Annotated in this window: 21 protein-coding genes and 2 pseudogenes; 12 read left to right on the top strand and 11 right to left on the bottom strand. The window is 70.5% G+C overall.

Going from position 1 to position 26304, the window contains the following annotated elements; all coding sequences use genetic code 11:
- The first annotated feature begins 11 nt into the window (after positions 1-11).
- The 6 genes and pseudogenes from ACWD4G_RS07945 (at position 12) to ACWD4G_RS07920 (ending at position 5502) form a co-directional block, all read left to right on the top strand.
- The gene (locus tag ACWD4G_RS07945; protein WP_451291350.1) at positions 12-692 is read left to right on the top strand and encodes a CBS domain-containing protein; all 681 of its coding nucleotides are present in this window, start codon (positions 12-14) and stop codon (positions 690-692) included.
- A gap of 119 nt (positions 693-811) precedes the next feature.
- Positions 812-1111, top strand: a pseudogene (locus tag ACWD4G_RS07940) (HAD family hydrolase); the annotation flags it as partial.
- Positions 1112-1131: 20 nt separating this feature from the next.
- Positions 1132-1275, top strand: a complete 144-nt coding sequence (locus ACWD4G_RS07935) for a hypothetical protein (protein WP_451291348.1) — start codon at positions 1132-1134, stop codon at positions 1273-1275.
- Positions 1272-3644, top strand: a pseudogene (locus ACWD4G_RS07930) (glycoside hydrolase family 65 protein). Before ACWD4G_RS07935 ends, ACWD4G_RS07930 begins: the two are co-directional and overlap by 4 nt.
- A 152-nt stretch (positions 3645-3796) precedes the next feature.
- Positions 3797-4531 carry a universal stress protein gene (locus ACWD4G_RS07925; protein ID WP_451291346.1) on the top strand — a complete coding sequence of 245 codons (735 nt, stop codon included), beginning with the start codon at positions 3797-3799 and terminating at the stop codon, positions 4529-4531.
- A gap of 74 nt (positions 4532-4605) precedes the next feature.
- Positions 4606-5502, top strand: a complete 897-nt coding sequence (locus tag ACWD4G_RS07920) for a universal stress protein (RefSeq protein ID WP_451291344.1) — start codon at positions 4606-4608, stop codon at positions 5500-5502.
- Positions 5503-5603: 101 nt separating this feature from the next.
- Here the strand turns inward: ACWD4G_RS07920 and ACWD4G_RS07915 are convergent, their stop codons facing one another.
- The gene (locus ACWD4G_RS07915) at positions 5604-6458 is read right to left on the bottom strand and encodes a universal stress protein (protein ID WP_451291343.1); all 855 of its coding nucleotides are present in this window, start codon (positions 6456-6458) and stop codon (positions 5604-5606) included.
- 270 nt (positions 6459-6728) lie between these two features.
- On the opposite strand from ACWD4G_RS07915, the gene ACWD4G_RS07910 reads away from it, so the two are divergent.
- The gene (locus tag ACWD4G_RS07910) at positions 6729-9515 is read left to right on the top strand and encodes an HAD-IC family P-type ATPase (protein WP_451291342.1); all 2787 of its coding nucleotides are present in this window, start codon (positions 6729-6731) and stop codon (positions 9513-9515) included.
- 309 nt (positions 9516-9824) lie between these two features.
- On the opposite strand, the gene ACWD4G_RS07905 is transcribed toward ACWD4G_RS07910, so the two are convergent.
- Positions 9825-10658 carry a hypothetical protein gene (locus ACWD4G_RS07905; protein WP_451291341.1) on the bottom strand — a complete coding sequence of 278 codons (834 nt, stop codon included), beginning with the start codon at positions 10656-10658 and terminating at the stop codon, positions 9825-9827.
- Positions 10659-11564: 906 nt separating this feature from the next.
- Between ACWD4G_RS07905 and ACWD4G_RS07900 the strand changes: the two genes are divergently transcribed.
- The 4 genes from ACWD4G_RS07900 to ACWD4G_RS07885 all read left to right on the top strand — a co-directional run bounded on the left by ACWD4G_RS07900 (position 11565) and on the right by ACWD4G_RS07885 (position 14214).
- Positions 11565-11984, top strand: a complete 420-nt coding sequence (locus ACWD4G_RS07900) for a hypothetical protein (RefSeq protein WP_451291340.1) — start codon at positions 11565-11567, stop codon at positions 11982-11984.
- Positions 11985-12120: 136 nt separating this feature from the next.
- Positions 12121-12531, top strand: coding sequence for a hypothetical protein (locus ACWD4G_RS07895; protein WP_451291339.1), 411 nt, complete (start codon positions 12121-12123; stop codon positions 12529-12531).
- Between the two features lie 166 nt (positions 12532-12697).
- On the top strand, positions 12698-13018 hold the full coding sequence (locus tag ACWD4G_RS07890; RefSeq protein ID WP_416981489.1) for a helix-turn-helix domain-containing protein: 321 nt from the start codon (positions 12698-12700) through the stop codon (positions 13016-13018).
- 224 nt (positions 13019-13242) lie between these two features.
- Positions 13243-14214, top strand: coding sequence for a LacI family DNA-binding transcriptional regulator (locus tag ACWD4G_RS07885; RefSeq protein ID WP_451291338.1), 972 nt, complete (start codon positions 13243-13245; stop codon positions 14212-14214).
- Positions 14215-14281: 67 nt separating this feature from the next.
- Here ACWD4G_RS07885 and ACWD4G_RS07880 read toward each other — a convergent pair whose 3' ends face one another.
- The 9 genes from ACWD4G_RS07880 to ACWD4G_RS07840 form a co-directional block, all read right to left on the bottom strand.
- Positions 14282-16738 carry a family 78 glycoside hydrolase catalytic domain gene (locus ACWD4G_RS07880; protein ID WP_451291337.1) on the bottom strand — a complete coding sequence of 819 codons (2457 nt, stop codon included), beginning with the start codon at positions 16736-16738 and terminating at the stop codon, positions 14282-14284.
- A gap of 545 nt (positions 16739-17283) precedes the next feature.
- The gene (locus ACWD4G_RS07875) at positions 17284-18036 is read right to left on the bottom strand and encodes a response regulator transcription factor (RefSeq protein ID WP_451291336.1); all 753 of its coding nucleotides are present in this window, start codon (positions 18034-18036) and stop codon (positions 17284-17286) included.
- Positions 17976-18770, bottom strand: a complete 795-nt coding sequence (locus ACWD4G_RS07870; protein ID WP_451291335.1) for a LuxR C-terminal-related transcriptional regulator — start codon at positions 18768-18770, stop codon at positions 17976-17978. Before ACWD4G_RS07870 ends, ACWD4G_RS07875 begins: the two co-directional genes overlap by 61 nt.
- A 119-nt stretch (positions 18771-18889) precedes the next feature.
- Positions 18890-21139, bottom strand: coding sequence for an MMPL family transporter (locus ACWD4G_RS07865; RefSeq protein WP_451291334.1), 2250 nt, complete (start codon positions 21137-21139; stop codon positions 18890-18892).
- Between the two features lie 287 nt (positions 21140-21426).
- Positions 21427-22017, bottom strand: a complete 591-nt coding sequence (locus ACWD4G_RS07860) for a TetR/AcrR family transcriptional regulator (RefSeq protein WP_451291333.1) — start codon at positions 22015-22017, stop codon at positions 21427-21429.
- Between the two features lie 474 nt (positions 22018-22491).
- Complete coding sequence (locus tag ACWD4G_RS07855; RefSeq protein WP_451291332.1) at positions 22492-23145, bottom strand: DsbA family oxidoreductase; 654 nt, start codon at positions 23143-23145, stop codon at positions 22492-22494.
- Between the two features lie 93 nt (positions 23146-23238).
- Positions 23239-23643 carry a nuclear transport factor 2 family protein gene (locus ACWD4G_RS07850; RefSeq protein ID WP_451291331.1) on the bottom strand — a complete coding sequence of 135 codons (405 nt, stop codon included), beginning with the start codon at positions 23641-23643 and terminating at the stop codon, positions 23239-23241.
- 167 nt (positions 23644-23810) lie between these two features.
- Positions 23811-24749, bottom strand: a complete 939-nt coding sequence (locus ACWD4G_RS07845) for a cyclase family protein (protein ID WP_451291330.1) — start codon at positions 24747-24749, stop codon at positions 23811-23813.
- A 45-nt stretch (positions 24750-24794) separates the two neighbouring features.
- A complete protein-coding gene (locus ACWD4G_RS07840) occupies positions 24795-25532 on the bottom strand; it encodes an SDR family NAD(P)-dependent oxidoreductase (protein WP_451291329.1) in 738 nt (245 codons plus the stop codon).
- A 120-nt stretch (positions 25533-25652) separates the two neighbouring features.
- On the opposite strand from ACWD4G_RS07840, the gene ACWD4G_RS07835 reads away from it, so the two are divergent.
- Positions 25653-26243 carry a TetR/AcrR family transcriptional regulator gene (locus ACWD4G_RS07835; RefSeq protein ID WP_451291328.1) on the top strand — a complete coding sequence of 197 codons (591 nt, stop codon included), beginning with the start codon at positions 25653-25655 and terminating at the stop codon, positions 26241-26243.
- Positions 26244-26304 lie beyond the last annotated feature (61 nt).

Raw genomic sequence — 26304 nt, 5'->3', positions numbered from 1 at the left:
GGGAGGACACCATGCCCGGCACCCCGTACGTCGTCGAAGACGTGATGACCCGTATCGTCGTCGCCCTGCGTGACGCGGCGGAGTTCAAGGACATCGCCAGGACCCTGCGGCAACGGCGGATCAGCGCGCTCCCCGTGCTGGACGCGGACGGCAGGGTCGTCGGCGTCGTCTCCGAGGCCGACCTGCTGCCGAAGGAGGCGCTCCGCGACCGGGACCCGGCGGATACCCGGACCCGGCACGCGACCGAGCGGGCCAAGGCCCGCGCGGTGACCGCCGGAGAGCTGATGACCAGCCCGGCGGTCACCGTCGCCGCGGACGCCACCCTCGCCCGTGCGGCCCGCCTGATGGCCCGGCACCGGGTCAAGCGGCTGCCCGTGGTCGACGGCGAAGGGATGCTGAGGGGCATCGTCAGCCGCTCCGACCTGCTCGACGTGTTCCTGCGCGGCGACGAGGAGATCGCCGCGGATGTGCGCCGCGAGATCGCGACCCATCTGCTGGCGGTTCCCGTACGCCCCGTCGACGTGGAAGTACGTGACGGCGTGGTCACCCTCACCGGCCACGTCCGCGACACCACCCTCATCCCGCTCCTCGTCCGCCTGGTGCGGGCCGTCGAAGGTGTGGTGGACGTCGACTGCGAACTGGAGGGCCCGTTGCGCCGCCCGGACCTCGACCCCGACCTGCGTGCACAGTGAACCGCCAGTTCCCACCGGAGCTTTGAGAAGGCCGTTCGGCCCACGCGCTTCCCCGGGGCGGGAGCAGGACTCTGGATGTGGCGAAAAGCGGGCACGGCGGGTGGAGGAGGGAGAGGAACTTGACCGAGCGGCCCCCCTACGTACTCGCGCCCGCACTGCGGAGCGTCGACGCGGTCGTCTTCGACACCGACGGGGTGATCACCGACTCCGCACGCGTCCACGCCACCGCCTGGAAGACCGCCTTCGACGACCACCTGGCCACACACCCGCCCGCCGACCCCGCGCAGCGGCGCCCCTTCGACGCCCGCGACGACTACCTGCGGTACGTGGACGGCAGGTCCCGGCTGGACGGCGCCGCCGCCTTCCTCGCCGCACGCGGTCTCGACGCGGCGCCGGAAGCCGTGCGGGCCGACGCGGCGGGTTCGCCCTGGTCGTCGGTGTGAACCGCACGGGTGCCCCCGGCACGGCGGCGGCCCTGCTGCGGCACGGCGCCGACATCGTCGTACCCGATCTCGCGGAACTGCTCGAACCGGATGAAAACGAAAAAGAAGAAGGCAACGAAGACGAAGGGGTACGCCGGTGACGTCCTGGACCTGGGAGTACTACGGCTACGATCCCTCCGCCGAGCGCCTGCGGGAGTCGCTGTGCACCCTGGGCAACGGCTACCTGGCCACGCGCGGCGCGCTGCCGGAGTGCGTGGCGGACGACGTGCACTACCCGGGCACCTACGCGGCCGGCTGCTACGACCGGCTGACCTCGGACGTCGCCGGGCGGCGGGTCGAGAACGAGGACATGGTCAACCTGCCGAACTGGCTGCCACTGCGCTTCCGGCCCGCCGGGCGGGAGGAGTGGCTGACGCCGGACACCGCGACGGTCCTCGACCACCGGCACGTCCTGCGCCTGTCCTGAGGTCTGCTGGAGCGCCGGACACGGTACGGGCTCGGTGACGGGCGGGTGCTGGCGGTGCGGCAGCAGCGGCTTGTGCACATGGCCGACCCCCATCTGGCGGTCCTGCGCACCGAGTTCACCGCCGAGGGCTTCACCGGGGAACTCGATGTCGAGGCCGCGCTCGACGGGAATGTCACCAACTCCGGTGTGCCGCGCTACCGGGACCTGGACGGCCGCCATCTGACCCATGTGCACACGGGCAGCGCCGCCCCGGACACGGTGTGGCTGCGCTGCCGTACCCGCACCTCGGACATCCGGATCGCGATCGCGGCCCGGCTGACGTGCGACGGGCCGGTGTCGGCCGCGCGCCGGTCCGGGTGCGCGGTGCAGCGCGCCCACCTGCGGCTGGCCCCCGACCGTACTGTGACCGTCGACAAGACCGTCGCCGTGCACACCTCCCACGACCCGGCGATCAGCGACCCGCTGCGCGCGGCGGTGGACCGGGTGGGCGCCGCGCCCGGCTTCGACGAACTGCTGGAGTCGCACCTGACGGCGTGGGACCAGCTGTGGCGGCGGGCCGAGCTGGACGTGCCCGGGGAAGCGGGCCGCGTCCTGCGGCTGCACCTCTTCCACGTGCTCCAGACCCTCTCCCCGCACACCGCCGACCTCGACGTCGGGGTACCGGCGAGAGGGCTGCACGGCGAGGCGTACCGCGGGCATGTCTTCTGGGACGAGCTGTTCGTCCTGCCCTATCTCGACCTGCACTTCCCGGAGGTCTCGCGCGCCCTGCTGCGCTACCGCCACCGCCGTCTGGACCGGGCCCGCGCCTCGGCCCGCGCGATCGGCCGGCGGGGTGCGCTGTACCCGTGGCAGAGCGGCGGCGACGGCCGCGAGGAGACGCAGGAACTGCATCTCAACCCGCGCTCGGGGCGCTGGCTGCCGGACCACTCCCGGCTCCAGCACCACGTCGGCTCGGCGATCGCGTACAACGTCTGGCGGTACTGCGAGGCCAGCGGCGACACCGAGTTCCTGCACACCAAGGGCGCCGAAACGCTGCTGGAGATCGCCCGGTTCTGGGCCGACTCCGCCACCTGGGACGAGGACCTGGGCCGCCACCGCATCCGGGGAGTGGTCGGCCCCGACGAGTACCACGACGCCTACCCGGACGCCGAGCGACCCGGCCTCGACGACAACGCGTACACCAACGTCACCGCCGCCTGGGTCCTCACCCGTGCCCTGGACCTGCTGCGCACCCTGCCCGAGCCGCGCAGACGTGAACTGACGGAACGCACGGGCCTGGACGGCGGCGAACTCGAACAGTGGGAGGACGTCTCGCGCACCCTGCACGTGCCCTTCCACGACGGCGTCATCAGCCAGTTCGAGGGCTACGGCGACCTCGCCGAACTCGACTGGGACGGCTACCGGAAGCGGTACGGCGACATCCGCCGTCTGGACCGGATCATGGAGGCCGAGGGCGACACCGTCAACCGCTACCGGGCCTCCAAGCAGGCCGACGCGCTGATGCTCGGCTATCTCTTCTCACCGGCCGAACTCCGCTCCCTCCTGGGCCGGTTGGGGCACCGCCTCGACGACGGCCGGTGGCAGCGCACCGTCGAGTACTACCTGCGTCGCACCAGCCACGGGTCCACCCTCAGCGGTCTGGTCCACGGCTGGGTGCTGGCACGGGCCCGCCGCGCGGACGCCTGGGCGTACTGCCAGGAGGCCCTGCTCGGTGACGTCGCCGACCTCCAGGGCGGTACCACCGGAGAGGGTATCCACCTGGGCGCCATGGCCGGCACCCTCGACCTCGCGCAGCGCGGACTGACCGGCCTGGAGACCCGTGAGGGCGCGCTGTGGCTCGACCCGGTGCCACTGCCCGAGTTGTCGTCGTACACGTTCTCCCTGCGCTACCAGGGGCACTGGGGTGTACGGCTGCGGCTGGAGCACGGGGGCCTGGAGGTCGAGGTGCCGCCGTCCGACCGCGCGCCGATCGACTTCCGGCTGCCGGACCGCACGGTGTCCGTGGCGCCCGGCGAGACGTGCCGACTGGCCCTGACGGACTGATCGCCCGGCCGGGGACGGGCCGGGGGCAGAGCGCACGGGCTGGACGAGGGCCGGTCGGCCCCCGCAAGGGACCTGGCAGCCCATCCCCTTGCGCGGGTCGCGGCGCCAGGCTGGAAGCAGGACGGAGAAACCGATCAGCCGGGAGGTGCGTGATGGTGCTGCCCGTTGTCGCCGGAGTCGACGGTTCAGCCGAGAGCCTGGCCGCCGCCATGGGGGCACCTCCCACGCCCTTAAGGCAGTGGGGGAGGGCGGCCCGCGAGGCCGTACGGCGTGAGCGGCCGTTGCGTCTGGTGCACGCCTGGAACTGGCATCCGCGCCAGGAGGAGGGGGAGAGGGAGATCGCGAACGCGGCTCAGCGGCATCTGGCGCGGCGCTCCCTGCGGCAGGCGGAGCAGCGGATCCGTGCCGTGTGCCCGGAGGTCCAGCTCTCCGACGGGAGCCATTCCACGGACACCGGCTACCGGGACGTCGTCCTCGCCCTCGACCTCTCCGACGCGTGCGACGAGGTCATCGAGTTCGCCTTCGAGGCGGCCCGGCTGCGCCACGCCCGCCTGTGGGCCGTGCACGCCTGGCAGGCGCCCGGTCCGCTGAGCCTCGGTGCCGGGGATGTCGGCCTGGTGAAGGAGCCCCAGCAGTCCCACGAGTGGCTGGGCTTCCTCAAGGCCGTGCTCCAGGTGTGGCGCGACAAGTACCCCGACGTGGAGGTCCTGGAGAGCGTCGTCGAGGACAGGCCCACGACCGCGCTCGTGCGTGCCGCGACCGGAGCGAGCCTACTCGTCGTCGGCCACCACCTCAGCGAGCGGCCGGTCGGCCCGCGCACCGGGCCGGTCACCCACGCGGCGATCCACCACGTCGGCTGCCCCGTGGCCGTCGTACCCCATCTGTGAGGGTTCGCCGAACGCCAACTGCACCAACATCGGCGATACGCCGAAATACCTGACAACAAAGGGAGTTGACGACCATGCTGAAGCCTGTCGTGGCCGGTATCGACGGTTCGCGCGAGAGTATCGCCGCGGCCGACTGGGCGGCCCGGGAAGCCCTGCTGCGGGGACTGCCACTGCGTCTGGTGCACGCTTGGGAGGGTCTGCCCGAGGACGACGGCGACGCCGATCTGCCCGAGCTGCGCGCACCGCAGTACCACGCACGCCGGGTGCTGCGCACAGCCGTCGAACAGCTCAACGACCGGTACCCGGGGCTGTACATCGCCGCCGAGCAGGTACGCAGGCAGCCCGGCCCGGCGCTGCTTGCCGAGGCGGAGAACGCCGAGCTGCTCGTCATCGGAAGCCAGGGGCTCGGCGGGGTCGGTGCCTTCATGTCCGGGTCGGTCGCGGGCGCCACCATGGCCCACGTGGACCGCCCGGTCGTCCTCGTCCGCGCCACCGAGACCGAGGCGGACGAACACCTGTCCGACGACCCCCGGCAGGCGTCGGCCCGCACTCCCTACCGGGAGGTCGCGGTCGCCGTCGACACCGACGGCCCCTGCGACGACGTCCTGGACTTCGCCTTCCGCGCCGCCGAACTCCGGCACGCGCCGCTGCGCGCGGTGCACGCCTGGCACGTGCCGCTCAGCCGGGGCGTGGCGGGGGCGGAGGAACGAGCGCGGATCAGGGAGGAGGCGGAACGCGAACTGACCGCGCTCCTCGAACCCTGGCGCGCGAAGTACCCAGGCGTGACCGTCCACGAGACCCTGCACGAGGGGCGCGCCGGGCACGTCCTGGTGCGGGCCGCGGAGGGAGCCGGTCTGCTGGTCGTGGGCCGCCGCAGGCGCCGTGTCGGCGTCGGCCCGCACACCGGTCCGGTGGTGCACGCGCTGATCCACCACGTGCCCCGGCCCGTCGTACTGGTGCCGCACGACTGAGCGACCTGTCGGTGATGCCGGACGAACTAGGCATAAGGAAACAAGGCAAAGGAGGGGCGGGCCACCGGAAGCGGCCCGCCCCTCCTTCATGTCTGCCGGTGTCAGTCGTGCGGGACCACGGCGACCGGGCTCGCGGCGTGGTGCAGCACCGTGTGCGCGACGGGCCCGAGCTTCCATGTCAGGGGCGAGGTGTGCCTGCGACGGCCGATCACCGTGAGCCGACCGTGCGCGGAGGCGGCCACCAGAGTCTGCGCGGCCGAGCCCGTGACGGCCTGCTCCACGACGGGCACGTCGGGGAACTTCTCCCGCCAGGGCGCCAACGCGGCACCGAGCAGGTCGCGTTCCTCGGCCTCGGCCCTGCCCTCGTGAGCGCGGGCCCGTACGGCACGCACACCGACGCCGTACGCCTGCGCGGCGGTGAACGCGAACTCCAGCACCGGGTCCGCGGCGGCCTCCGGGTCCCGTACGCCCACCACCACCTCGTCCCGTTCCGCCGCGGCCGGGTTCCCCCAGCTCTCCTCCACGGCCAGGTCACCGGCCCGGACGGTGACCGTGGGGCATGGCGCGAGGCCCAGCACGTGCAGGCTGATGGAACCGAGCAGGAAACCGGCCAGCGAGCCGTGCCCACGGGAGCCGAGCACCAGCACGGACGCGTCCGCGGCGCGTTCGAGCAGCGCCTTGGCGGCGGGCTCCGGCACCAGTTCCGTGGTCAGGTCGAGATCGGGGTGGCGGTGCAGCAACCCGGCCTCCGCGCGCCGCAGCACGTCCCGCCCGTAGTGCTGCTTGCTGCGGGCCTCCTGCGGGATCGGCACGTTGAGCGGCTGGGTGGTCCACGAGTGCAGCAGGACCAGGGGCAGCCGCCTGCGGGCTGCCTCGTCGGCGGCCCACCACGCGGCGGTCACGCTCGCGGGGGAGCCGTCGAGTCCGACGACGACGGGGCCGACAGGTCCGGTCATGGCAAACCTCCTCGGTCTGGCGCGACCCGTCACACCCAGCCGCGCAGCACGGTCTTGTCCTGGCTACGAGCGTCACGGGACGGGCAACGGTCGGGACAGGGCCGGACGGTGTGCCGCGGGGGACCGATCGGCCCTGTCCCGGCCACCGTGCGTGAGGAGAGCCTGAGCCGAGGGAAACAGGACCGGGCTGCCGAGCTCGATGCCCCGCCGGGCGGCCCTTCGCCACGCGGACCGACCCGTCGCCGTCATCCGACCGGAGGAAGACTCACCATGGCCGAGCCGACGACCCTCACCGAGACCGCACACCCCGGAGCCACCGAATCCCGCCCGACAGCGGCCACGGAAGCCCACCGCCTCTCCACCGCACAACTGGCGGACCTGCTCGACGTCGACCCGGCAGCGGGCCTGACCGCCGGGGCCGCCGCCGAACGGGCGGCCGTCCACGGCCCCAACCAGCTCGCCGAGCCCGCGCGCCGCCCCGAGTGGCAGAAGTTCCTGGACCAGTTCCGCAACTGGCTCATCGGCATCCTGCTCCTGGCCGCCGTGGTGGCCGCCGCCATGGGAGACCTCAAGGACGCCGTCGTGATCACCGTGGTCCTCCAGATCAACGCCGTCCTCGGCTACCTCCAGGAGCGCCGCGCCGAACGCAGTCTCGAAGCCCTGCGCCGGATGCTGGTGCCCACGGCCCGGGTCCGCCGCGACGGCACGGAACAGATCGTGGCCGCGCACACCCTCGTACCCGGCGACCTCGTCCTCCTGGAGGCCGGCGACCGGGTCCCGGCCGACGGGCGGCTCGTCGTCGCCGAGTCGGTGGAGGCCGCCGAGGCCGCCCTGACCGGCGAGTCCCAGCCCGTAGCCAAGAACACCGAGGCCACCGCCCCATCCACCCCGGCCCCGGTACCGGTGGCCGAGCGCACCGGCATGCTCTTCATGAACACCTCCCTGACCCGGGGCCGGGCCGAGATCGTCGTCACCGCCACCGGCATGGACACCGAACTCGGCACGATCGCCGCCGAGCTGCGCACCGGCACCGAACCGCCCAGCCCCCTCCAGATCCAGCTCGACAGCCTCGGCAAACGGCTGGCGCTCCTCAGTGGTGTCGCCGTGCTGCTGTACGCCCTCACCGCACTGGTCCGCGGTGAGTCGCTGTCCGACCTCGCGCTGCGCGCCGTGGCCCTGGCCGTCGCCGCGATCCCCGAGGGCCTGCCCGCCGTACTCGCCCTGACGCTGGCTCTCGGGGTGCACCGGATGGCCGGCCGGGGCGCCATCGTCAAGCGTCTGGCCGCGGTGGAGTCGCTCGGCTCGGCCACGGTCGTGTGCAGCGACAAGACCGGCACCCTCACCCTCAACGAGATGACCGTACGGTCCCTGTGGACCGCCGGGAGGCACTACGACGTCACGGGCGAGGGATACGCGACACGCGGCGGGATACGCGCATCCGACACCCAACAACCGGTGCGGGCTGTCGAGTTGACCGATGCGCTGCTGCCGTTCGCCCTCTGCAACGACGCCCGCCTGGCAGACGGGAGCGGCGCCGGCTTCGTCGGCGACCCCACCGAGGCCGCGCTCGTCGTCCTCGCCGCGAAGGCGGGCCTGGACGCCGACCGCCTGCGCGCCGACCGGCCCCGCACGGGCGAACTGCCCTTCGACGCGGCCACCAAGTACATGGCGACCTTCCACCCCGAATCCGACGGCCGCACCCGTGTCCTGGTGAAGGGCGCGGTGGACGTCCTGCTGGACCTGTGCGCGGACATCGTCACCGAGGACGGAGTCCGCCCCCTCGACGAGACCCGCCGCGGCGAACTCCTCACCATCACCTCGCGGATGGGCGGCGCGGGCCTGCGCGTACTCGGCGCGGCCACGGCGCTGCTCGACGAACCCCCGGCCGCCTACGACGCCTCCGCCCTGCCCGCCCTGATGTTCCAGTCGGCCGTCGGGATCGCGGACCCGCCCCGCCCGCAGGCACGCGAGGCCATGGCGCTGTGCCGGACGGCCGGGGTCGCCGTCAAGATGATCACTGGGGACCACGCGGACACGGCGGCGGCCATCGCCCGCGAACTGGAGATCACCGGCGATGTCGTCACCGGCGCCGACCTGGACCGTATGACGGAGGACGAACTCGCCGCCCACATCGACGACATCGGCGTCTTCGCGCGCGTCGCACCCCAGCACAAGGTCGCGATCGTACGGGCGCTGGCGAGCCGGGGCCACGTCGTCGCCATGACCGGCGACGGCGTCAACGACGCCGCCGCGCTGCGCGCCGCCCACATCGGGGTGGCCATGGGGCGCGGCGGCACCGACGTGGCCAAGGAAGCCGCCGACATGGTCCTCACCGACGACGACTTCTCCACCATCGTGCGGGCGGTGCGCGAGGGCCGCGCGATCTACGGCAACATCGTGAAGTTCGTACGCTTTCAGCTGGCCACCAACTTCGGGGCGATCCTGACCCTGCTGGGCGCCTCCCTGACCGGGCTGCCCTCGCCCCTCACCGCCGCCCAGCTCCTGTGGATCAACATCATCATGGACGGCCCACCCGCGATGGCCCTGGCCGTCGACCCGGCCCGCGACGACGACATGCGCCACCCGCCCCGCGACGCCGGCGAACGCATCCTGGACACCCACCGCCTGATCGCCATCACCCGGGCCGGCGCGGTGATGGCCCTGGGCACGGTGACCCTACTGGCCCTGGCCCGCCCCCGCGTCGGCACGGACACGGCCCTGACCATGGCGTTCACCACGTTCGTCCTGTTCCAGCTCTTCAACGCACTGTGCGCCCGCGCCGAGGGCGGCCCCCTGCTGGGCCGCCACCAACTCCGCAACCGCACCCTGTGGCTGTGCCTGACCGGCGTACTCGCCATCCAGGCCGCCGCGGTGCACCTCCCCTGGGCCCGCGACGCCTTCGGCACGGTGCCGCTCGACGCCGGGCAGTGGGCCGTGTGCGCGGCGACGGCGTCCACCGTGCTGGTCGCCGAACTGGTAGTACGCGCGGTGGGGGTGGCGTGGCGGCGCGGGCACGAGCCGGCCTCCCGGTCCCACCGCCGGAATGCGGCGCCTTGACCCGCCGTCCGTTGCCTGAGCCGGGCCCGGTGCCTTCACCGGGCCCGGCTCAGGCGACGTCCGTGCGGCAGGCGCGGCCGTCGCTCCTCCATCCCGGAGGTCCCGCTCACCGCCGCCGAGTGGGGTTGTTCACTGCCCTTTCCCCAGCGCGGTGTCCCTGCTCCAGATAGGGCCGTTCCTCGGGGTGAGTCGCGATTCTGGCCCGCCGCCATGCCGCGTCGAAGGCAAGCCCCCCGCCACTCGCCCGTACCAGCCGCCATGCCCGCCAGCTCGTCCGCGGTGCCAGCACCCACCGCCACACCGAGGTGCTCACCCACCCCCCGTTTCACCGAGTTGCGCGTGCCCGTTGAGCAGGGACAGTGTCTTCGCGGCGTGCTGCGGACGCTTGGCGTGATCCATGCCGGCCGCCAACAGCGTGTAGAGCATGAGCTTCTGGGACGGGTCGGGGAAGCTGCCGAGGAACTCCCGCAGCACCTCCAACGCCTCGTGATCGACAGTCCGTTCGTGTGCGGGGCGGTGCCGGGCGAACACCTCCGCCACCTTCTCGGCATCAGCGACAACAGCCGACAGCCTGGACCAGTCGCTGCCGTCCCGCTCGATCCACCGCAACAGCAGGGCGGCCGGATCGGCCAGCTCCGCCGCGACCGCGTCGGTCCTCTGCCGGCGCAGGACGTCGGCCACGGCCTGCCCGCGCTGCGCGGCGAGCAGATCCGCCACGGCGGCCCGGTCGTCGGGCGCCAGGTCCCGGGATGGTGCGGCGGATCGGTCTCGCACGCGGATGAGGAGGGTGAGTTGAGCGACTCGGACACGAAGTTCACACTGCCGTTCATCGCCCATCTGCAGCAGATCGTCGGTATCGAGCGGGCCCAGCTGGAGAAGGCCGACACCGCAGTGGCCGACACTGCGGCGGCCGTCGCAGAGGCCGAACGGATTCCGCAAGAGGCACTCGACGGTCAGCGTGTCGCGCTCGGGGAGCAGCGTGTCGCGGCCGAGCGGTACGAGGCGGTCTTGGCGACCGTCCAGGCCGCCGAGTCCTACGCGTCCGAGCTGGGTCTCACCGGCACAGCGCCGACCGACGCCGCCGAACCCGGGGCCGATGCCACGCACCCGCAGGGTCCGGCGTCTTCCGGGACGCTCGCTCATCTGATCGTCCCAGCGCAAGGCGGGGGAGAGGAACAACGGGCCCAGGAACGCAAACCACCAACTTGCAGAACCAGCGACACCGCCTCGACACCGTCACAGAGCGGTCGCGCACACGGCCGTGGACACATCCCCCAGGGGCAGCGTCGCGCCAGGTCAGCCCGCCGCAGAGCCAAGCTCACCCACAAGCCAACACAGGTGACGGAACGGACCAACCGCTCCCCCTTCCGTCCCCTTCAGCATCCACCGACCGTTCTGCATCAACGACGGAACCAGCAGGTCAGGGGCATCCACCCCCACCATCGGCCCCTTCAGACGCCATCCCCGCCACCCACGCCCGCCCACATCCGCTACCCTGTCCTTGGTCAGTAGCCGGTACGCCATGTTGTCAGCCCGAGCAGCGATGCAGAGAACATGACACCACCACTGACCAGCAGGTTTGTGTCCTAGCCGAGAGTCTGCGTCCCGGACTTTCCGACAAGGTTTCCCACAAGCCTCCGCCTTCGTGGGGCTTGTACGAAAGTCGCTCGCCGCAGGTCGGAGCGGGTGCGCGCACCGCGGCCAAAACGCTCTGCGGGTGATCTGGGAACGCCCAACGCATCTGCGCAGGCCAGGGCCTGTCACCTCGTCAGCAACCGGTACTGAGGCGACTGGGACTACGGCTTCTCCCGAGAACCGCGCGGCCCCCTCTCTCCCGGCACAGGGGCCGACCTCCCAAACCGACAGCTGCAGCGCATCTCGCAAGGGCCATGCGCCACAGGCATCTCGCCATCGCCTCACTTCAGTAAATCTCGTCATTCTTATCGGCTTCATTCACTTGCAACTCAGCGGGAGGCGTCCGCGCGGATTCTGACGGACGCTCAACGCATGAGAATTCTCCGACGGAAATCGTCGCCTACGGTGCTGGCTGTGATTGACCGCCAAGAGCGTGTGCTGCTCTGCCGAATTCACGGCGAGTCCGCTTGGCAGCCGATCAAGGCGCGAGTGATCCCTCTGCGGCCTTCCAGATTCTCAGCCATTCGAGTTCTGGACCCGATCTTCTCTCACTGGTTCCTTGCCGCTACTCCAGTGGTCGGCAAGTTCGCTCCCGTTCCAGAGCGGGACGGACAGGCACGCTTGATGCGCATCTTCGTCACCCGTCACGACAGGATGAGGCCCATCAGCCTTCGTGCTCGGGCCCACGCCTCCCTGGATGTCGACTACGTCTGGCATCCCCTGGCCGATGTGGAGGACGCGGATTTCGATGTGTACCCACGCGAGCTCGGCCCTTTTCTGCGTGGATACCTGGAGGGCTGGATTCCCGACGGCGTCATCACGCTTGTCGAGTGATCTCGAATCCCGCCGCCCTGTATCGGCTACGAGCAGCGCGGCCCTCCTCATCTCTCGATATCTGGTCTTACCCCACCCAGGAGCGTCCCCAGTGACAAGCGCTCAGCACCGACGTCGACCTCCCGCTCGCGGTCCATTGGGCCTGGAAATCCGGACGATTCTGGCGGCCGCCGGGCTGCCCGAAGCGGACGACAACGACCGTTATCGCTCCTACGGCGTCGCGGTGACCGATCGCGATGAATCGGTGGGCGTGGAGTGGTTTGTTTCCCGCAGTCTGCGGCGCGCGGCCGCCGACGAGCAGTTGCGGGGTCTACCCATGGCAGCCGCGGACCGCGCACACGAGGCCGCCCGGCGCCACCTGCACGCGGCCCTGTTCGGCATCCTGTCGGAGGTCGGATACCTGGTGGAGTCCGATCCGGCCGGCGCCCTTGCCGTTCGCGCCGGCCGCGTTCCCGCACCCACGACCCTGGCCGCGGACATCAAGCGGATCCTCGCCGACCTGCACGATGCCCCGAAAAGGAAGGGAGATCCGGGGCCGACCACGTAGATCCGCCCGCGCCATCGCAGAGTGCGACACACCCACGGGCCGATTTCCGCAACACAGCCGGGCTTCCACCCCCTAGAGTGGTGTGTACTTACACCACCACGGCGGCATGCGCTGACCCGCGCGGCACGGAGGGACGGGACCCATGGGGACGTGGGATCATCTCGGCATGCCCCGGAGCAACAACGACCAACTGCCGGCGACTTACGTCGCGTCCGGCGCTTGGCCGTATGCCCGGCTCGTCGAGGACGCCCCCGTCAGTGCGTACTACGGTCAAGCCTTCGCGCGGAACCTCGCAGAGGCGATGGAGGTATCCACGATCGGGCTGAGGGCCCTGGGGGACAAAGCGGGGGTTTCGCACGCGACGATCAGTCGACTACTACGGGGAATGGTCCTGCCCGACTTGGGGACGCTCGCCCGTCTCGAAGTCGCGCTGGGGGTCGGCCTGTGGCCCGGTCTGACCGCCTGGACCGAGCGCGAGCACGTCTGAGGAGCACCACGGTGTCGCCGCAGGACGCTCTGCTCCAGGTCGGCTGCCAGCGACCCTGCTGATCAGCGGGTTTGATAGACAGGCTCCTGGAGCGGCGATCATCTGCTCTGCAGCATGGGAAGGACCGGGCACACACAGCGTTGAGCAGCGCATACCCTGACTGGAGTCGAAGAAGAGGGGCTGGACGAGTGGGTGCCGGGGTACGCCGTCCGACGATCCGGGACGTGGCCAAGCTCAGCGGGGTCTCCGTGGCCACGGTCAGCTACGTGCTGAACGGCAAGGAGTCCCAGACGATCAGCGAGGAGACGAAGCGGCGCGTGGCCGCGGCGGTCTCCGATCTCGGATACGTGCGCAACCCCGTGGGTACCGCCCTGCGCCGCGGGCACTCGAACGTCGTCCTGGTGGTCCTCGACCCGACGTTCGTGGGGGATGCCAGCGAGCGCTGGAGCAGCGCGGTCATGGGCGCCTTGTCCGGCCTCGGTTACACCGTCGTCATGCACACGCTGCTCCAGGAGGCGGAGGCGGTGAAGGTGGTGGCGGCGTTGCAGCCTGTCGGTGTCGCCTTGTTCGCCTTCGTGACCGTACGGACCTGTGAGGAGATGCGTGCCGCCGGGGTCCGGCATGTCTTCGGGTTCCCCGCCGCCGAGGGAGATCCGGAGGCAGCGGACCGGCCCTGGGAGCGGGCGATCGGCCGGGCCCAGGTGGCGCACTTGGCGGAACGCGGTTTCGAAAGGGTCTGGTACGCGTTTCCTGAGCCTTCGAGCCGACGCGTGGTGGCCGAGCACCGGCTCCAGGGTGCACGGGAGGAATGCGAGCGGCGGGAGATGCCGCAGCCCGAGGTGTTCACTCTGCCTCTCGACCGGCAGCAGGCCGTGACGGCCCTGTCGGCGCTGGGCCGGGCGCCGGGTTCGGCGATCTGTGCGGCCGATGACCGCCATGGACTGGCCGTGCTGGCCGCGGCTGCGGATCTCGGCTGGCGGGTTCCGTCGGATGTGGCGGTCATCGGCGCCGAGGACACCGTGGAGGGCCGCTTGGCGCTCCCCGCGCTCACGACGGCGCGCTTGGTCGATTCCGACCGTCTCAAGGGTGTGCGTGTCTGGCTGGAGGCGGAGCTGAACGGTCGGCGGACGCCGCTCGGCCGCACGATCTGGGAGAGTGCGGCTTCGGCTGAGGTCGTCGTCCGCCGGTCCACTTGAACCGGCCGACCGGCCATCGGGCACCCGAGCCCGCCCGCCAGGGCGAACTCGGGTGCCCGATGCCTGGTCAGGACACGTGGAAGACGTGTGTCCCGGCCCGCACGTGGTAGGCGACGTAGTCGTCCTTCCGCTCCACGCGGGTCGCGCCCCGGCCCGCGGTGACCCCCCGTGCTCCGTCCGTGAGCGGGACACGGACCTCGGCCGGTGTCCCCGCGGGCACCTTCACGGTGAGGGTCAGTCGGCCGTTCTGCCTGCGCCAGCCGGAGCTGACCTCGCCGCGCGGGGTCGTCACCTGGGCTGAGGCATACCGCAGGCCGTCCGGCACGACCGGCGCGACGAGCACCTTGCCGTAGCCGGGAGCAGCCGCCTGGATACCGGCCAGATGCTGGTAGAACCAGTCGTCCACGGTGCCCAGGAAGGGGTGGTTCATCGAGAAGTCCTTCTTGGTCATGGACCAGGTCTCCCACGAGGTGGTGGCACCCTGCTCCACCCAGTAGCCCCAGCTGGGGTAGTCCGTCTGGGCGGCGATCTTGTAGGCCAGGTCGGCATGCCCGTTCTCGGTCAGGACGGGAAGCAGCAGTTTGGTGCCGATGGCCCCGGTGTTCAGGTGGTTGCCTCGCTCGGTGATGTCCTTGACGAGGTTGGCGAAGACCTTGTCCCGGTGTTCGTCGGGGACCAGCCCGTACGCCAGAGCCACCAGGTTGGAGGTCTGGCGGTACCCGGCCTCGACGGGGGTGTGGTAGACGCCCGCGTCGGCGTCGAGGAACTTCTCGTTGAACTTCTCGGCCAGGGCGTCGGCCATGGTGTCGAACCGGGTGGCGTCGCCGGAGTGACCCAGTTCCCTTGCGATCAGGGCCAGGAGACGGGCCTCGTGGTAAAGATCCGCGTTGGCGGTCAGCAGGGAGCCCTCCGGCGGCCTGAGGGCCACGGTGGCGGCGTTCTCCGCGCCGGGCGGTGACCAGTCGCCGAAGGAGAAGCCGGTGTACAGACCGTTCGTCCCGGCGATGGTGGTGCGCATCAGGTCGAGCCAGCGCGCCATGGCGGGGTAGTTGTCGGAGAGTACGCCGGTGGCGCCGTAGTGCTGGTAGTGGGTCCAGGTGGAGGAGATCAGCGTGCCCGACCAGGACGGGTCGTTCCACAGGGGGAAGCCGCCGGGGTTCGGGGCGATCACCGGCAGGGCGCCGTCGGCCCGCTGGGATTCCCGGAACGTGCGCAGCCACTGGCGGTACAGGCCCTCGACGTCGAAGTTGAGGGCCGCCGAGTCCAGGTAGAGGTAGGCATCGGCGGTCCAGCCCTGCCGGTCCCGCCAGGGGGTGTCACTGGGAATGCCCCACATGTTGTCCAGCAGCGACGCGCGCTGAATGGCATTGATGCTGTTCAGCACCGGGTTGGCGCAGTCGAAGCGGCCGGTCGACTCCACCGCGGTGTGCGCGACGCGGGCCTCGATCCCGAACGAGGTCAGCGGTGCCGAGGTGGAGACCTCGACGTAGCGGAAACCGTGCCGGGTGAAGCTGGGTTCCCACGTCTGCGCTCCCTTGCCGCCCAGGGTGTAGGAATCCAGGTGACTGACGTCGGCGGGACCGAGCATGCCCGACTGGAACACGGTGCCGTCGTCGTTGAGCTGCTCCCCGTAGATGAGGGTCACCGTCGTTCCGGCCGTGCCGCTGACCTTGATGCGGGCCCAGCCGGCCGTGGTCCGGCCGAAGTCGTAGACCTGGGTGCCGGTCTTCGGCTTCGTGGAGCCGACGGGGCCGAAGGTGTCGGTGACCTTGACGGGCGGCATGCCGGCGGGCACCACCTGCTTGGTGGGCGCCGGCTGCACATGCGCGTCCTCCCAGCCGGAGTCGTCGTAGGTGGTGCTTGTCCAGCCGGGTCTGGCCCGGCGGGCGTCGTAGTGTTCACCGAAGTACAGCGCGTCCAGGGTGGGCCCGTCGGTGATCTTCCACTTGTCGTCGCTGACGACCCGGCGTCTGGTGCCGTCGCTGAAGACGATGTCCAGCTGTGCCAGAAGTCGGGGCTCCTGTGTCCACGGCGCCTTGTGCAGGCCGAATATCGTGGTCGGAGTGGTCGCCGGGGTGCTGAGGTAGCCGCGCCCCAGGGTGACGGCAAGGGCGTTGTCCCCGCCGCGCAGCGCCTTCGTGACGTCGAACGTGCGCGAGTACGCGGTCTGGTCGTATGCCGACGGCGGCGGGTCCAGGACCTGGTCACCGACGCGGTGGCCGTTGATCCACGCCTCGTAGTAGCCCAGTCCGACGATGCTGAACTCGGCCCGTGCGACGTGCTTGCCCAGCTCGAACCTCCGGCGCAGCAGCGGCGCGGGGTTCTGCTTGCCCAGCTCGGGTGCCACCGGCGGGGTGTCCCGCCCGATCCACTGCGCCGTCCAGCCGTCCCCGGTGCCGGCGGCCGTGGCCGACGGGGCACCGGAGAGCGCGGCGCTGCGTGCCGGGTTCATCATGCCGAGCACCACGGCTGCGGCAGCGGTACCTACCACCTGGCGACGCGTGGCCGACCTGTTGAGAGGCATGCCGTTCCCTCCTTGTCAGTGAACCTGTCAGGCAGGTCTGCGGGCGGCACACATGCCGGAGGCTGCCGCAGCACTCGCCGATTTGGAACGTTTCGGCGCACGCTAGTGAGAGGGTGCGATTCGAGTCAATGGGGTTACTTAAACGTTTCGGACTGCTTTAGTGTCACCACGTGGACACTGATGACTAGCTCGTCCGCCGACTCTGACATCGATCACGGGCCCGCGAGGACGCAGATAATGAATCGATTCACTCAGCTGGACCACGGCCGCCTGGGATCCCCGCGACTCATCCCGTGCCGGCACCCTCAGCTCAGGAGGAGCCGGACCGGACGAGAAATGCACGGGGACAGTCGAAATCGGCATGTCTCCGGCGACCGCTGCCACGTCGAGCATCCGGCCGCGCTCAGCGCGTGTCGCCGCGTCCGCCCCCAACGACAATGAAGGTGGCGGTGTCGAGAGCATCCCAGTCGGAGCGCGTCTCCCCGAAGGAACACCGCGACATCGAGTTGTGGCCCATGTCCTGCACTACTCCAGCATCGGCCCAGTCAGGACACGGAGGGGCGCGTGACCGTGACGGGGGCGGTCGTCAGGCGGAAGCCGACGCCGCGTACGGCCTGGATGGTCAGGGCGTGGCCGAACTTGTGCCGCAGGACGGAGATATGGGTGTCGAGGGTCTTGGTCGGGCCGAACCAGTTGGCGTCCCAGACGGCGGCCATGATGGTCTCGCGCGTCACGAGCACTTCCGGCTGCTCCGCGAGGAAGGTGAGCAGGGCGAACTCCCTTGGTGTCAGGGCGACTTCGGCACCGTCCAGGAAGACTCGGTGGGCCTGACGGTCGATGACCACACGGCCGTGTCGGTCGCCTGTCCGTCCGGGCGCGGGCAGGGCGATCACCACGCCGGGGTGGCCGGGTTCGAAGGGTTCCGGCGCGGGCGGCGGGGCGCTCACGCGGCGGCGTTGCACCGCGCGCATCCGGGCTATCAACTCCCTTACCAGGAAGGGCTTGACGAGGTAGTCGTCGGCGCCGAGTTCGAGGCCGACGACTTTGTCGGTCTCGCTGTCCCGGGCGCTGATCACGATGAGGGAGACGTCGTCGCCTGCGGCGCGCAGTTGTCTGCAGACGTCGAGGCCGTCGATGTCCGGCAGGCCCAAGTCGAGCAGGACCATGTCCCAGGTGGTTCCGGCGCGCAGGGCGTCCCGTCCGGTGGCGGCCCGGTGGACGGTGTGGCCGTAGCGCTTCAGGCCGCGTTCCAGCGGATCGGCGATGGCGGGGTCGTCCTCGACGAGAAGTACGTGCATGTCGGTTCCTCACGGTGCGTCATTCGGTGGGGGGTTGAGCCGGAGGGCTGGTCGGCAGAGGTGGCTCGGGGAGGCCGTACGAGTCCGGATTCGTAGGCGAAGACCACGGCCTGGACGCGGGCGCGGGCTCCGATCTTGGTGAGGATGTTGCTCACATGGGACTTCACGGTGGTCGGCGCGATGCACAACTGTGCGGCGATCTCGCTGTTGGAGTACCCGGCGGCGACGGCGGTCAGGACGTCGCGTTCACGTTCGGTGAGGTCTCCCAGTCGTCCTTTCGGCTCCAGGGCCTCGGGGCGCGGGCCGTGGCGGACGGCATGGATGAGAGCGCGGGCCAGGCCCGGGGGGACGACGGCGTCTCCGGCGGCCACGGCGAGGAGGGCCGAGATCACTTCGTCCGGGGCGGCCGTGGCGGGAAGGTATCCGTCGGCTCCGGCGCGCAGGACGTCGTAGGCGTGCTGCTCGCGGCGCGCCGAGCTAAGGACGAGGACGCGTGGCGGCCCTGGGTCGACGACGCGGGTCGGTCTGAGGCGGCGGATGGTCGTGATGACGTCGAGGGCGGGCAGTCCGCTGCCCAGCAGGACGACCTGCGGGACCAGTACGTCGTGCAGACGGGCCGTCTCGGCGCCGCTGTCCGCCTCGCCGACCACGGTCAGGCCGGGATGCGGGGTGAGGAGGGTGCGCAGGCTGAGGCGGTGCAGGGCGTGGGGGTCGGCGATGAGGACGGTGATCATGCCGGACGTCTCCATAGGGGGGCGTGGGCGTCCACGGGGTGGTGAGAGGGGGTGTCGGTCCGGTCGGGCCCGGGCACAGGCGGGGCGCCGCCACGTGCCCGGGGGTCTCGGCGCAGGGATCAGACGCGGACGGGTTGCCGGTGTTTGTCGATCTCCGGTCCCGAACCCGGGTCGGACGCGGGGGACGTGGCGAGCTTCGTGCCCTCGACGTCCACGTTCGGCAGGAGCTTGTCGAGCCAGTCGGGCAGCCACCAGGCGGACTTACCGAGCAGGGCCAGGACGGCGGGGACGATGGCCATGCGGACGACGAAGGCGTCGAAGAGCACGGCCACCGCGAGGCCGAAGCCGATCGTCTTGATCATGGCCCCGCTCGCGCCGATGAAGCCGGAGAACACGGCGATCATGATGACGGCGGCCGCGGTGACCACACGGCCTCCGTCCCTGAAGCCGGTGAGGATGGCCTGTCCGGGGCCTTCGCCGTGGACGTACGCCTCGCGCATGCGGGTGACCAGGAACACCTCGTAGTCCATGGCGAGTCCGAAGACGATGCCGACCATGAAGATCGGCATCAGGCTCATGATGGGCCCGGTCTCCTCCAGGCCGATCGCGCTCGCGAGCCAGCCCCACTGGAAGACCGCGACGACCGCGCCGAGGGCGGCGAGCACCGAGAGCAGGAAGCCCAGGGCGGCCTTGAGCGGAACCAGCACGGAGCGGAAGACGGCCATCAGGAGCAGGAAGGCGAGTCCGACGACGAGGGCCAGGTAGGGGATGAGGGAGTCGTTGACCTTCTGGGAGAAGTCGACGTTCACCGCGGTCTGACCGGTGACCAGCAGATTCGCGCCGGTGTCCTTCTCGATGGCGGTGCCGGCGTCACGGATGTGCTCGACCAGCTTCTCGGTGGCCTCGGAGGCGGGCTTGGACGACGGGATGGTGGTGATGATCGCGGTGTTCCCGGCCTGGTTGAAGCGGGCCGGCGCCACGGCGGCCACGTCGTCGAGCTTGCCGATCCTGGAGACCACCTCTCCGGCGGTCGTCTTCGGGTCGTCGCTGTGGGCGGCGTCGACCACGACGACGAGGGGGCCGTTGAAGCCGACGCCGAAGCCCTCGGAGAGGAGGTCGTAGGCGCGGCGCTGGGTGGTGTCGGTGGGCTGGGCGCCGTCGTCGGGCAGGCCCAGGGTCATGGAGGCCGACGGGATGGCGATCACACCGAGGCCGACCACACCCGCCAGCAGGACGGCGACGGGGCGGCGCAGCACGAACTGCGCCCAGCGCACACCCATCGGGGACTTGGCCGTTCCCGTGGCCTCCGTGTCGCCTGAGCCACCCCTGACCTTGCCGGTCTTCTTACCGGCCTTGCGCTGGGACAGCACCCTGTCTCCCGCGAAGCCGAGCATGGCGGGGACCAGAGTGATGGCGATGACCACCGCGATGGTGACCGCTCCGGCGGCGGCCAGGCCCATCTTGGTCAGCATCGGGATGTTGACCACGGCCAGCCCGGCCAGCGCGATGACCACGGTCAGGCCCGCGAAGACCACGGCGGAGCCCGCGGTGCCCGCGGCGCGGGCGGCCGCCTCCTGCTTCGGATGGCCCTCGGCGAGTTCGGACCGGTAGCGGGAGACGATGAACAACGCGTAGTCGATACCGACCGCGAGCCCCAGCATCAGGGCCAACACCCCGGCGTTGTCGCCCAGTTCGAGAGGCGAGTTCAGTGCGGCGAGGGTGAGGAAGCCGATGCCGACGCCGATCAGCGCGGTGAGCAGGGACAGCCCGGCGGCCACCAGAGAGCCGAAGGTGATCACCAGGACGACCGCCGCCACGATCACACCGATGACCTCGGCGGCCGCCCCGTGGGACGCCACCTTGACGGCGTTCCCACCGGCCTCCACGGTCAGCCCGGACGCGCGGGCCTGCTCGACGGTCTTGTCGAGCGCGTCGTGGGAGTCGGAGTCCACCTCGGCCGCGGTCACCTTGTAGGTGACGGAGATGTAGGCCGTCGAGCCGTCCTTGCTGACGGCCCCGGCGGTGTAGGGATCGACCACGGAGGCGACCTGGTCGGAGCCGCTCGTGATCTCCTTGGTCACCTTCTGCACCTCGGCCTTGTTGGCCGACGTGGTCATGGTCTGCCCCTCGGGGGCCTTGAAGACGATCCGCGCGGTGGCGCCGTCCGAACTGGAGCCCGGGAACCGCTCGTCGAGCAGGTCGAACGCCTTCTGGGACTCCGCCCCGGGCAGCGTGAAGGGCAGCGCCTTCGTGGCCGGCGCGCTGAGGGCGGCGATGATCGCCGCGCCCAGCAGGGCGAGCCAGGCGAAGAGGACGAGATGGCGTCGCCGGAAACTGGAACGCCCGATTCTGTACAGGAATGTTGCCATGGTGGAGCTCTCTCGGTCAGTCGTTGGGAACGCCCGTCGGGACATGAGGGCGTGCGGGGGTGGCCCGACGACGTGAGCGGTGCGCGTCAGGTGGGGGGTGTGTTCAGCCGTGCAGGGACACGGCGGGAAGCGGGGCGCGCTACTTGAGCACAGGCCGTCATTGGCCGGGCAGGGCGCGGGAAGCCGACAGCACGGGGAGGCCGAAGGCGGGAAAGTGCGTGGTGCTCGGTGAGTTGCACGCGCCGACGGTGGGGAAAGGTCGGTGCGTGAGGACCCGGTGGGGTGGGTCAGATGCCGAGGGCGGGGAAGACCAGTGCTTCCATGAACCGCCTCGCGTCAGCGCGGGACAGAGTCGCTTCGCTGATCAGCGGGCGGGCGATGGAGACGCTGGCCAGCATCGGCGGGACGAGATCCAGCGCCGGGTTGTCCGGGACGACTTCACCTCGTTGGACACCGCGCTGAAGGATGGCGCGGATGTCGTCGAGGATGGGGGCGAGCATCACCTCTCTCAGGGTGTGACGGAGTTCGGGGTTGTCATAGATCGCGTGCCCCACGCCCAGTTGCACAGCGGCACCCTGCGCGTGCTCCCCGTTCTGGGACTGGTCGGCCAGTGCGTACAGGTCGCCGCGCAGCGAGCCGGTGTCGATCCTGTCGATCTGTCTCGGCCTGCGGTACTTCATCGCGGCGGCGACCAGTTGCGGCTTCCCTCCCCAGTCACGGTAGAGCGTGGCCTTGCTGAACCGTGCCCGGGTGGCCACGGCCTCCATCGAGAGCGCCTCGTATCCGACCTCACGCAGAAGGTCGAGCACGGCGTCGTAGAGCTGCGCCGCACGCAAGGGGGTGAAGCGGCTGCGGCGAGCCGTCGATTGCTCGGTCATGACTGCCCCATCCCTTCGCGAAACGGTGCCGTTCTCTTTGGATGGCATCAGCCTAGCCAGACCTCGGAGAAAACGGCACCGTTTCCTATGTGTCCTGGGTCACATTCTGCAGCCTCGACGCATGCCGCGAACCTGCTGTTTTCCGCGTGGCCGACGAGGCCGCCGGGCAGGAGCACTTGGGGTCGTCACTCGACCTGCGCCAACGACCAGCCCTCGCTGCTGGTTGCCCGCACAACAGCTTCCGCGGGACCACTGCTCCCACGTCCATGGGCGGCAGGCAGTCCGCCCGCTCGACGCGTTCAGGCGGGAAGGCAACCCGCCTGGTCTTCGCCGGGCAAACTCTCCCCGAGAGACACCAGGCCCGGAGTAGCGGGCTCCGGGACAGCGCTCGTGCAGATTCCGGTCTCCGCATCGCACCAGCCGCCGGCCGGCCCGGTGTCGATGAGCTGCAGCGGCTGCGGGGCGGACGGTGTGTCATTCATTGACGAGCTCCCATGCCTGGTCGATGGCGTCGGTGTACTGGCGGATGCCGGCCGTGCCGGGTATGCCCAGCCGGTTGCCGAGGACGGTGAAGGGGACACCACGGGCGCCCAGGGCCACCGCGGCGGCATGATCGGCCTGTACGGCGGCGGCGTAGCGGTGGGTCGCGAGGACGTCGCGGATCTCGTCGCCGGGGATACCCAGTCCCTCGCCCAGGCGGATCAGCGTCTCGTGCTCGAAGGTGTCGGCGTTGCCGCTGCCGAACAGTTCGGCGTGCATCGCCGCCATGTACTGCCAGCCCACACCGTGCTCGTTGCCGAGGTGGACCAGGCGCAGCATGTCGAGGGTGTTGCGCACGGGTCGGTCAAGAACGTAGGGCAGGCCGTCGGCGGCGGCCTGCCCGGCCACCTCACTCTCCATGGCCCGCGCCTGGTCGGGGGTGACCCCGAACTTCCTGACCCGGTACTCCGGGACCCAGGAGACCTCGGTGGGGACGCTCGGGTCGAGCTGCCACGTGTGGATCTTCAGCTCGATGTCGGCCGCGTGCGGGGACCGCGCGACTGCGGTGCTCAGACGATGCTCACCGACGTAGCACCAGGGGCAGAGCACATCGGCCCACATGTCGATCGTCAATCGGGGGGATGTCATCTCAGGAACCGCCTTCCATAACGTGAACAGGTTTCAACTGCCGTGTCTGCCGCCCGGGATGCCCCTGCGCAGGTGCGTGCCCGGACAGGGGGTTCAGTTCGCCACCAGGACGTCGTGGGCGTGGAGGGTGTCGAGGTACTCCCGGATGCGGTGGATCCTGCTGTCCCGCAACTGGAAGACGAAGACCAGCCGCTGGTCGTAGACCTTCCCGGCGGCGGAGACTCCGCGGCTCTCGACCTCCGCCACGACCCGGTCGTCCTGTGCCGTTGTGGAGGTGACCTCGATCTCCACGCCGTTCGGCAGGGCCTGCCCCACCCGGCTCAGCAGCTGGAGGACCTCGTCTTTCCCGTGGGGGCCGGCGGAAGGGTACTGGTCGGGCTTGCCCGACACCCACCACACCGCCTGCTCATCCAGCAGGGTCAGTGCGGCCTGCGCGTCCCCTGCGGCGAAGCGTTCGAAGAACTGCAACACCACAGCGGTGTTGCCGGTTGCTGTCATGGGACCTGCTCCTTGCTCGACGCCCGTGGATGGACGGCCCGCCGGTCGAGGGGGCGGGCCGTCCATCCACGGGACGATGGGTTCACTGACGGGGAATGACGCTCGCCGACGGCCTCACGAGCGCGGGCGACCAGCTCGCGGGTCGGCCTTCGTCCGGATCGCGGACCCTACTTGAGGGCGATGGGGGTGATGGGCGATCCGACCGCCCCGGTGATCTTGAGGCCGGGGGCGCACAGGAGGAACTCCCACACGCCGTCCTGGGCGCAGTCGTCGGCGAGGGCCTCGAAGTCCCACATCTCGCCGAGGGTGAGGCCCATGTCCCGGATCGCGACCTGGTGGAAGGGGGCGTAGGTGCCTTCGATGGGGGACGGGTAGACCTCGACGGCCCAGTTGTCCACGGCGACGGCGGCGACCTCGCGGTCGTAGAGCCAGCGCAGGGTGTCCAGGCCGAGGCCGGCCTCGTTCTCGCCCATGTAGTGGTCGCGGTCGCCCTCGATGAACCACCGGTGCCAGCCGGTGCGGACGCAGAGGATGTCGCCGGACTCCACGCGCACCCCCTGGCGTTCCTCGGCTGCCGTCAGGTCGGCCGCGGTGACCTCGTAGGAGTCCGCCAGGCGGTCGACGCCCTTGAGCGCGGCGATGTCCAGCAGCACCCCGCGCGAGATCGGGCGCCCGGCCACCTTGTCGAAGGAATCCCGGGAGGCGCCCGTCAAGTTGTTGACCGCGGCGGCCGGCACGTTGTTGTAGAAGTGGCCGCCGTATCCCATGTGGGCGAGGGCGTCCCACTGGGTGGCCGCCTGCAGGCTCATGACGACCAGGTCGTCGGTGCCGAACATGCCGTCGGGGGCGCCGGCGCTGTCCGAGGGCAGCAGGGTCATCATGTGCTGGGGGTTTTCCCGGAAGGTATGCGGTGTGGCAGGGCCCTCCTTGCCGAACGACATGCCGAGGTCGAAGGTCTTCCCGGTCCTGACCAGCTGCGCCGAGGCGACCCGCTTGGCAGGCGTGATGAAGTTCAGGGTGCCGATCTCGTCGTCATCGCCCCAGCGCCCCCAGTTGCTCAGCTCCTTGCCGAGTGCGTGATGCGGCCAGGTCGTGATGTCGTTCATAGGTTTCTCCTCAAGAAGGTGTTGATGCCGGTTTGTGGGTGGTGGTCAGATCTGGGTGTGGCCGCCGTCGACGACAAGGTCGGAGCCGGTGGTGTACCGGTTGTCGTCGGAGGCGAGGAACAGCACGGCCGCGGCGATCTCCTCGGGCCGGCCCAGACGGCGCAGGGGGACCATGGCCGCGAGCGACGCGCGCAGAGCGGCCGGGTCGTCCTGCCTGTCGAGGGCGGGCGTGTCGATCGGCCCCGGGCTGACCGTGTTCACCCGGATCCCGCGCCCCTTCAGCTCACTCGCCCAGGTGCGGGCGAAGGAGCGGATGGCGGCCTTGGTGGCGCTGTAGACCGTCCGCTCCGCCGCGCCGTTCAGGTGCCCGGCGGAAGCCATCAGAACGACGGATCCGTTGTCGTTGAGCAGCGGCAACGCCTTCTGCACGGTGAAGAAGGTGCCCCGGGCGTTGACGGAGAAGAGCCGGTCGAAGTGCTCCGGCGTGGCCTGGGCCAACGTGGCCTGCTCGCCCCGGCCGGCGTTGGCGACGACGACGTCGACTCCTCCCCGTTCCCGCTCGACCTGCTGCCAGAGCCGGTCGAGATCCTCCAGGCGGGATATGTCGACCTGCACGGCTGTGACATCGCCGCCGATCTCGGCCCGGGCCTCGTCCAGTTCATCGGCGTCGAGACCGGTGATGTACACGTGGGCGCCCTCGGCGACGAACGTCCGGGCGGTCGCCAGCCCGATACCGCTGCTTCCGCCGGTGACGACCGCCGTCTTTCCCGTCAGCTTGCCCATGGGTGCCACCCACCTTTCGATTTAGTGACCACTAAAGCGGTCAACGGCTACACTGTAACGACCACTAAAGGGAACGTGCAAACGGCACCCCGGCGGAGCCGGGCAAGGGAGGGAAGGGCCATGCCCAGAGGCGGAAAGCGCGCCTTCGACGAGGAGACCGCACTGGACGTGGCCTTGGAGCTGTTCTGGCGCCAGGGTTACGAGGCCACCTCGATCGCCGAGCTGACCGAGGCCATGGACATCCGCCCGCCCAGCCTCTACGCGGCCTTCGGCAACAAGCGGCAACTCTTCGAGAAGGTCCTGCACCGTTACGCCGAGGCCCGCTCGCCCCTGTCCCGCGAGGCGCTGGCGCAGCCCACCGCGCGCGAGGTGGCGCTACGGCTGCTGACGGGCCTGGTCGAGGCGTACACCACACCGGGCAAGCCCCGCGGCTGTCTGACCGTGCAGGCGGGTCTCGCCTCCGGCGAGGACGGCCGCGCGATCGTGGAGGTGCTCAAGGTCGCGCGCGACGACTACCGGCGGGCTGTCCAGGACCGATTCGAGAAGGCCGTGGCGGACGGGGACCTGCCCGCCGGCGCCGACTGCAGGACCTTGGCCCGCTTCCTCATGGCCACCGCCGAGGGCCTCGCCGTCAACGCCGCCTCCGACGCGCCCCGCGAGGAACTGATGGCCGCCGCCATCCTCGCCGTCCAGGTGATACCCGCCGGCTGACAGACGACCGGGCCGGAGTCCGCGCCCGGTCTCGGCAGCGACCACTGTGTGCCCGGCCGGC

It is taken from the genome of Streptomyces sp. NPDC002643, assembly GCF_053592555.1.
This window is presented reverse-complemented; position numbering and strand designations above follow the sequence as displayed.

Excerpts from the sequence above, each read along its gene's own strand:
- ACWD4G_RS07920 (WP_451291344.1), top strand. The coding sequence starts at position 4,606 with ATGCTGAAGCCTGTCGTGGCCGGTATCGACGGTTCGCGCGAGAGTATC.
- ACWD4G_RS07915 (WP_451291343.1), bottom strand. The coding sequence starts at position 6,458 with ATGACCGGACCTGTCGGCCCCGTCGTCGTCGGACTCGACGGCTCCCCC.
- ACWD4G_RS07845 (WP_451291330.1), bottom strand. The coding sequence starts at position 24,749 with ATGAACGACATCACGACCTGGCCGCATCACGCACTCGGCAAGGAGCTG.
- ACWD4G_RS07875 (WP_451291336.1), bottom strand. The coding sequence starts at position 18,036 with ATGCACGTACTTCTCGTCGAGGACGACCCCGCCATCGCCGATCCGCTG.
- ACWD4G_RS07905 (WP_451291341.1), bottom strand. The coding sequence starts at position 10,658 with ATGAGCGAGCGTCCCGGAAGACGCCGGACCCTGCGGGTGCGTGGCATC.
- ACWD4G_RS07865 (WP_451291334.1), bottom strand. The coding sequence starts at position 21,139 with ATGGCAACATTCCTGTACAGAATCGGGCGTTCCAGTTTCCGGCGACGC.
- ACWD4G_RS07925 (WP_451291346.1), top strand. The coding sequence starts at position 3,797 with ATGGTGCTGCCCGTTGTCGCCGGAGTCGACGGTTCAGCCGAGAGCCTG.
- ACWD4G_RS07890 (WP_416981489.1), top strand. The coding sequence starts at position 12,698 with ATGCCCCGGAGCAACAACGACCAACTGCCGGCGACTTACGTCGCGTCC.
- ACWD4G_RS07850 (WP_451291331.1), bottom strand. The coding sequence starts at position 23,643 with ATGACAGCAACCGGCAACACCGCTGTGGTGTTGCAGTTCTTCGAACGC.
- ACWD4G_RS07870 (WP_451291335.1), bottom strand. The coding sequence starts at position 18,770 with ATGATCACCGTCCTCATCGCCGACCCCCACGCCCTGCACCGCCTCAGC.
- ACWD4G_RS07860 (WP_451291333.1), bottom strand. The coding sequence starts at position 22,017 with ATGACCGAGCAATCGACGGCTCGCCGCAGCCGCTTCACCCCCTTGCGT.
- ACWD4G_RS07840 (WP_451291329.1), bottom strand. The coding sequence starts at position 25,532 with ATGGGCAAGCTGACGGGAAAGACGGCGGTCGTCACCGGCGGAAGCAGC.
- ACWD4G_RS07835 (WP_451291328.1), top strand. The coding sequence starts at position 25,653 with ATGCCCAGAGGCGGAAAGCGCGCCTTCGACGAGGAGACCGCACTGGAC.
- ACWD4G_RS07880 (WP_451291337.1), bottom strand. The coding sequence starts at position 16,738 with ATGCCTCTCAACAGGTCGGCCACGCGTCGCCAGGTGGTAGGTACCGCT.
- ACWD4G_RS07945 (WP_451291350.1), top strand. The coding sequence starts at position 12 with ATGCCCGGCACCCCGTACGTCGTCGAAGACGTGATGACCCGTATCGTC.
- ACWD4G_RS07910 (WP_451291342.1), top strand. The coding sequence starts at position 6,729 with ATGGCCGAGCCGACGACCCTCACCGAGACCGCACACCCCGGAGCCACC.
- ACWD4G_RS07855 (WP_451291332.1), bottom strand. The coding sequence starts at position 23,145 with ATGACATCCCCCCGATTGACGATCGACATGTGGGCCGATGTGCTCTGC.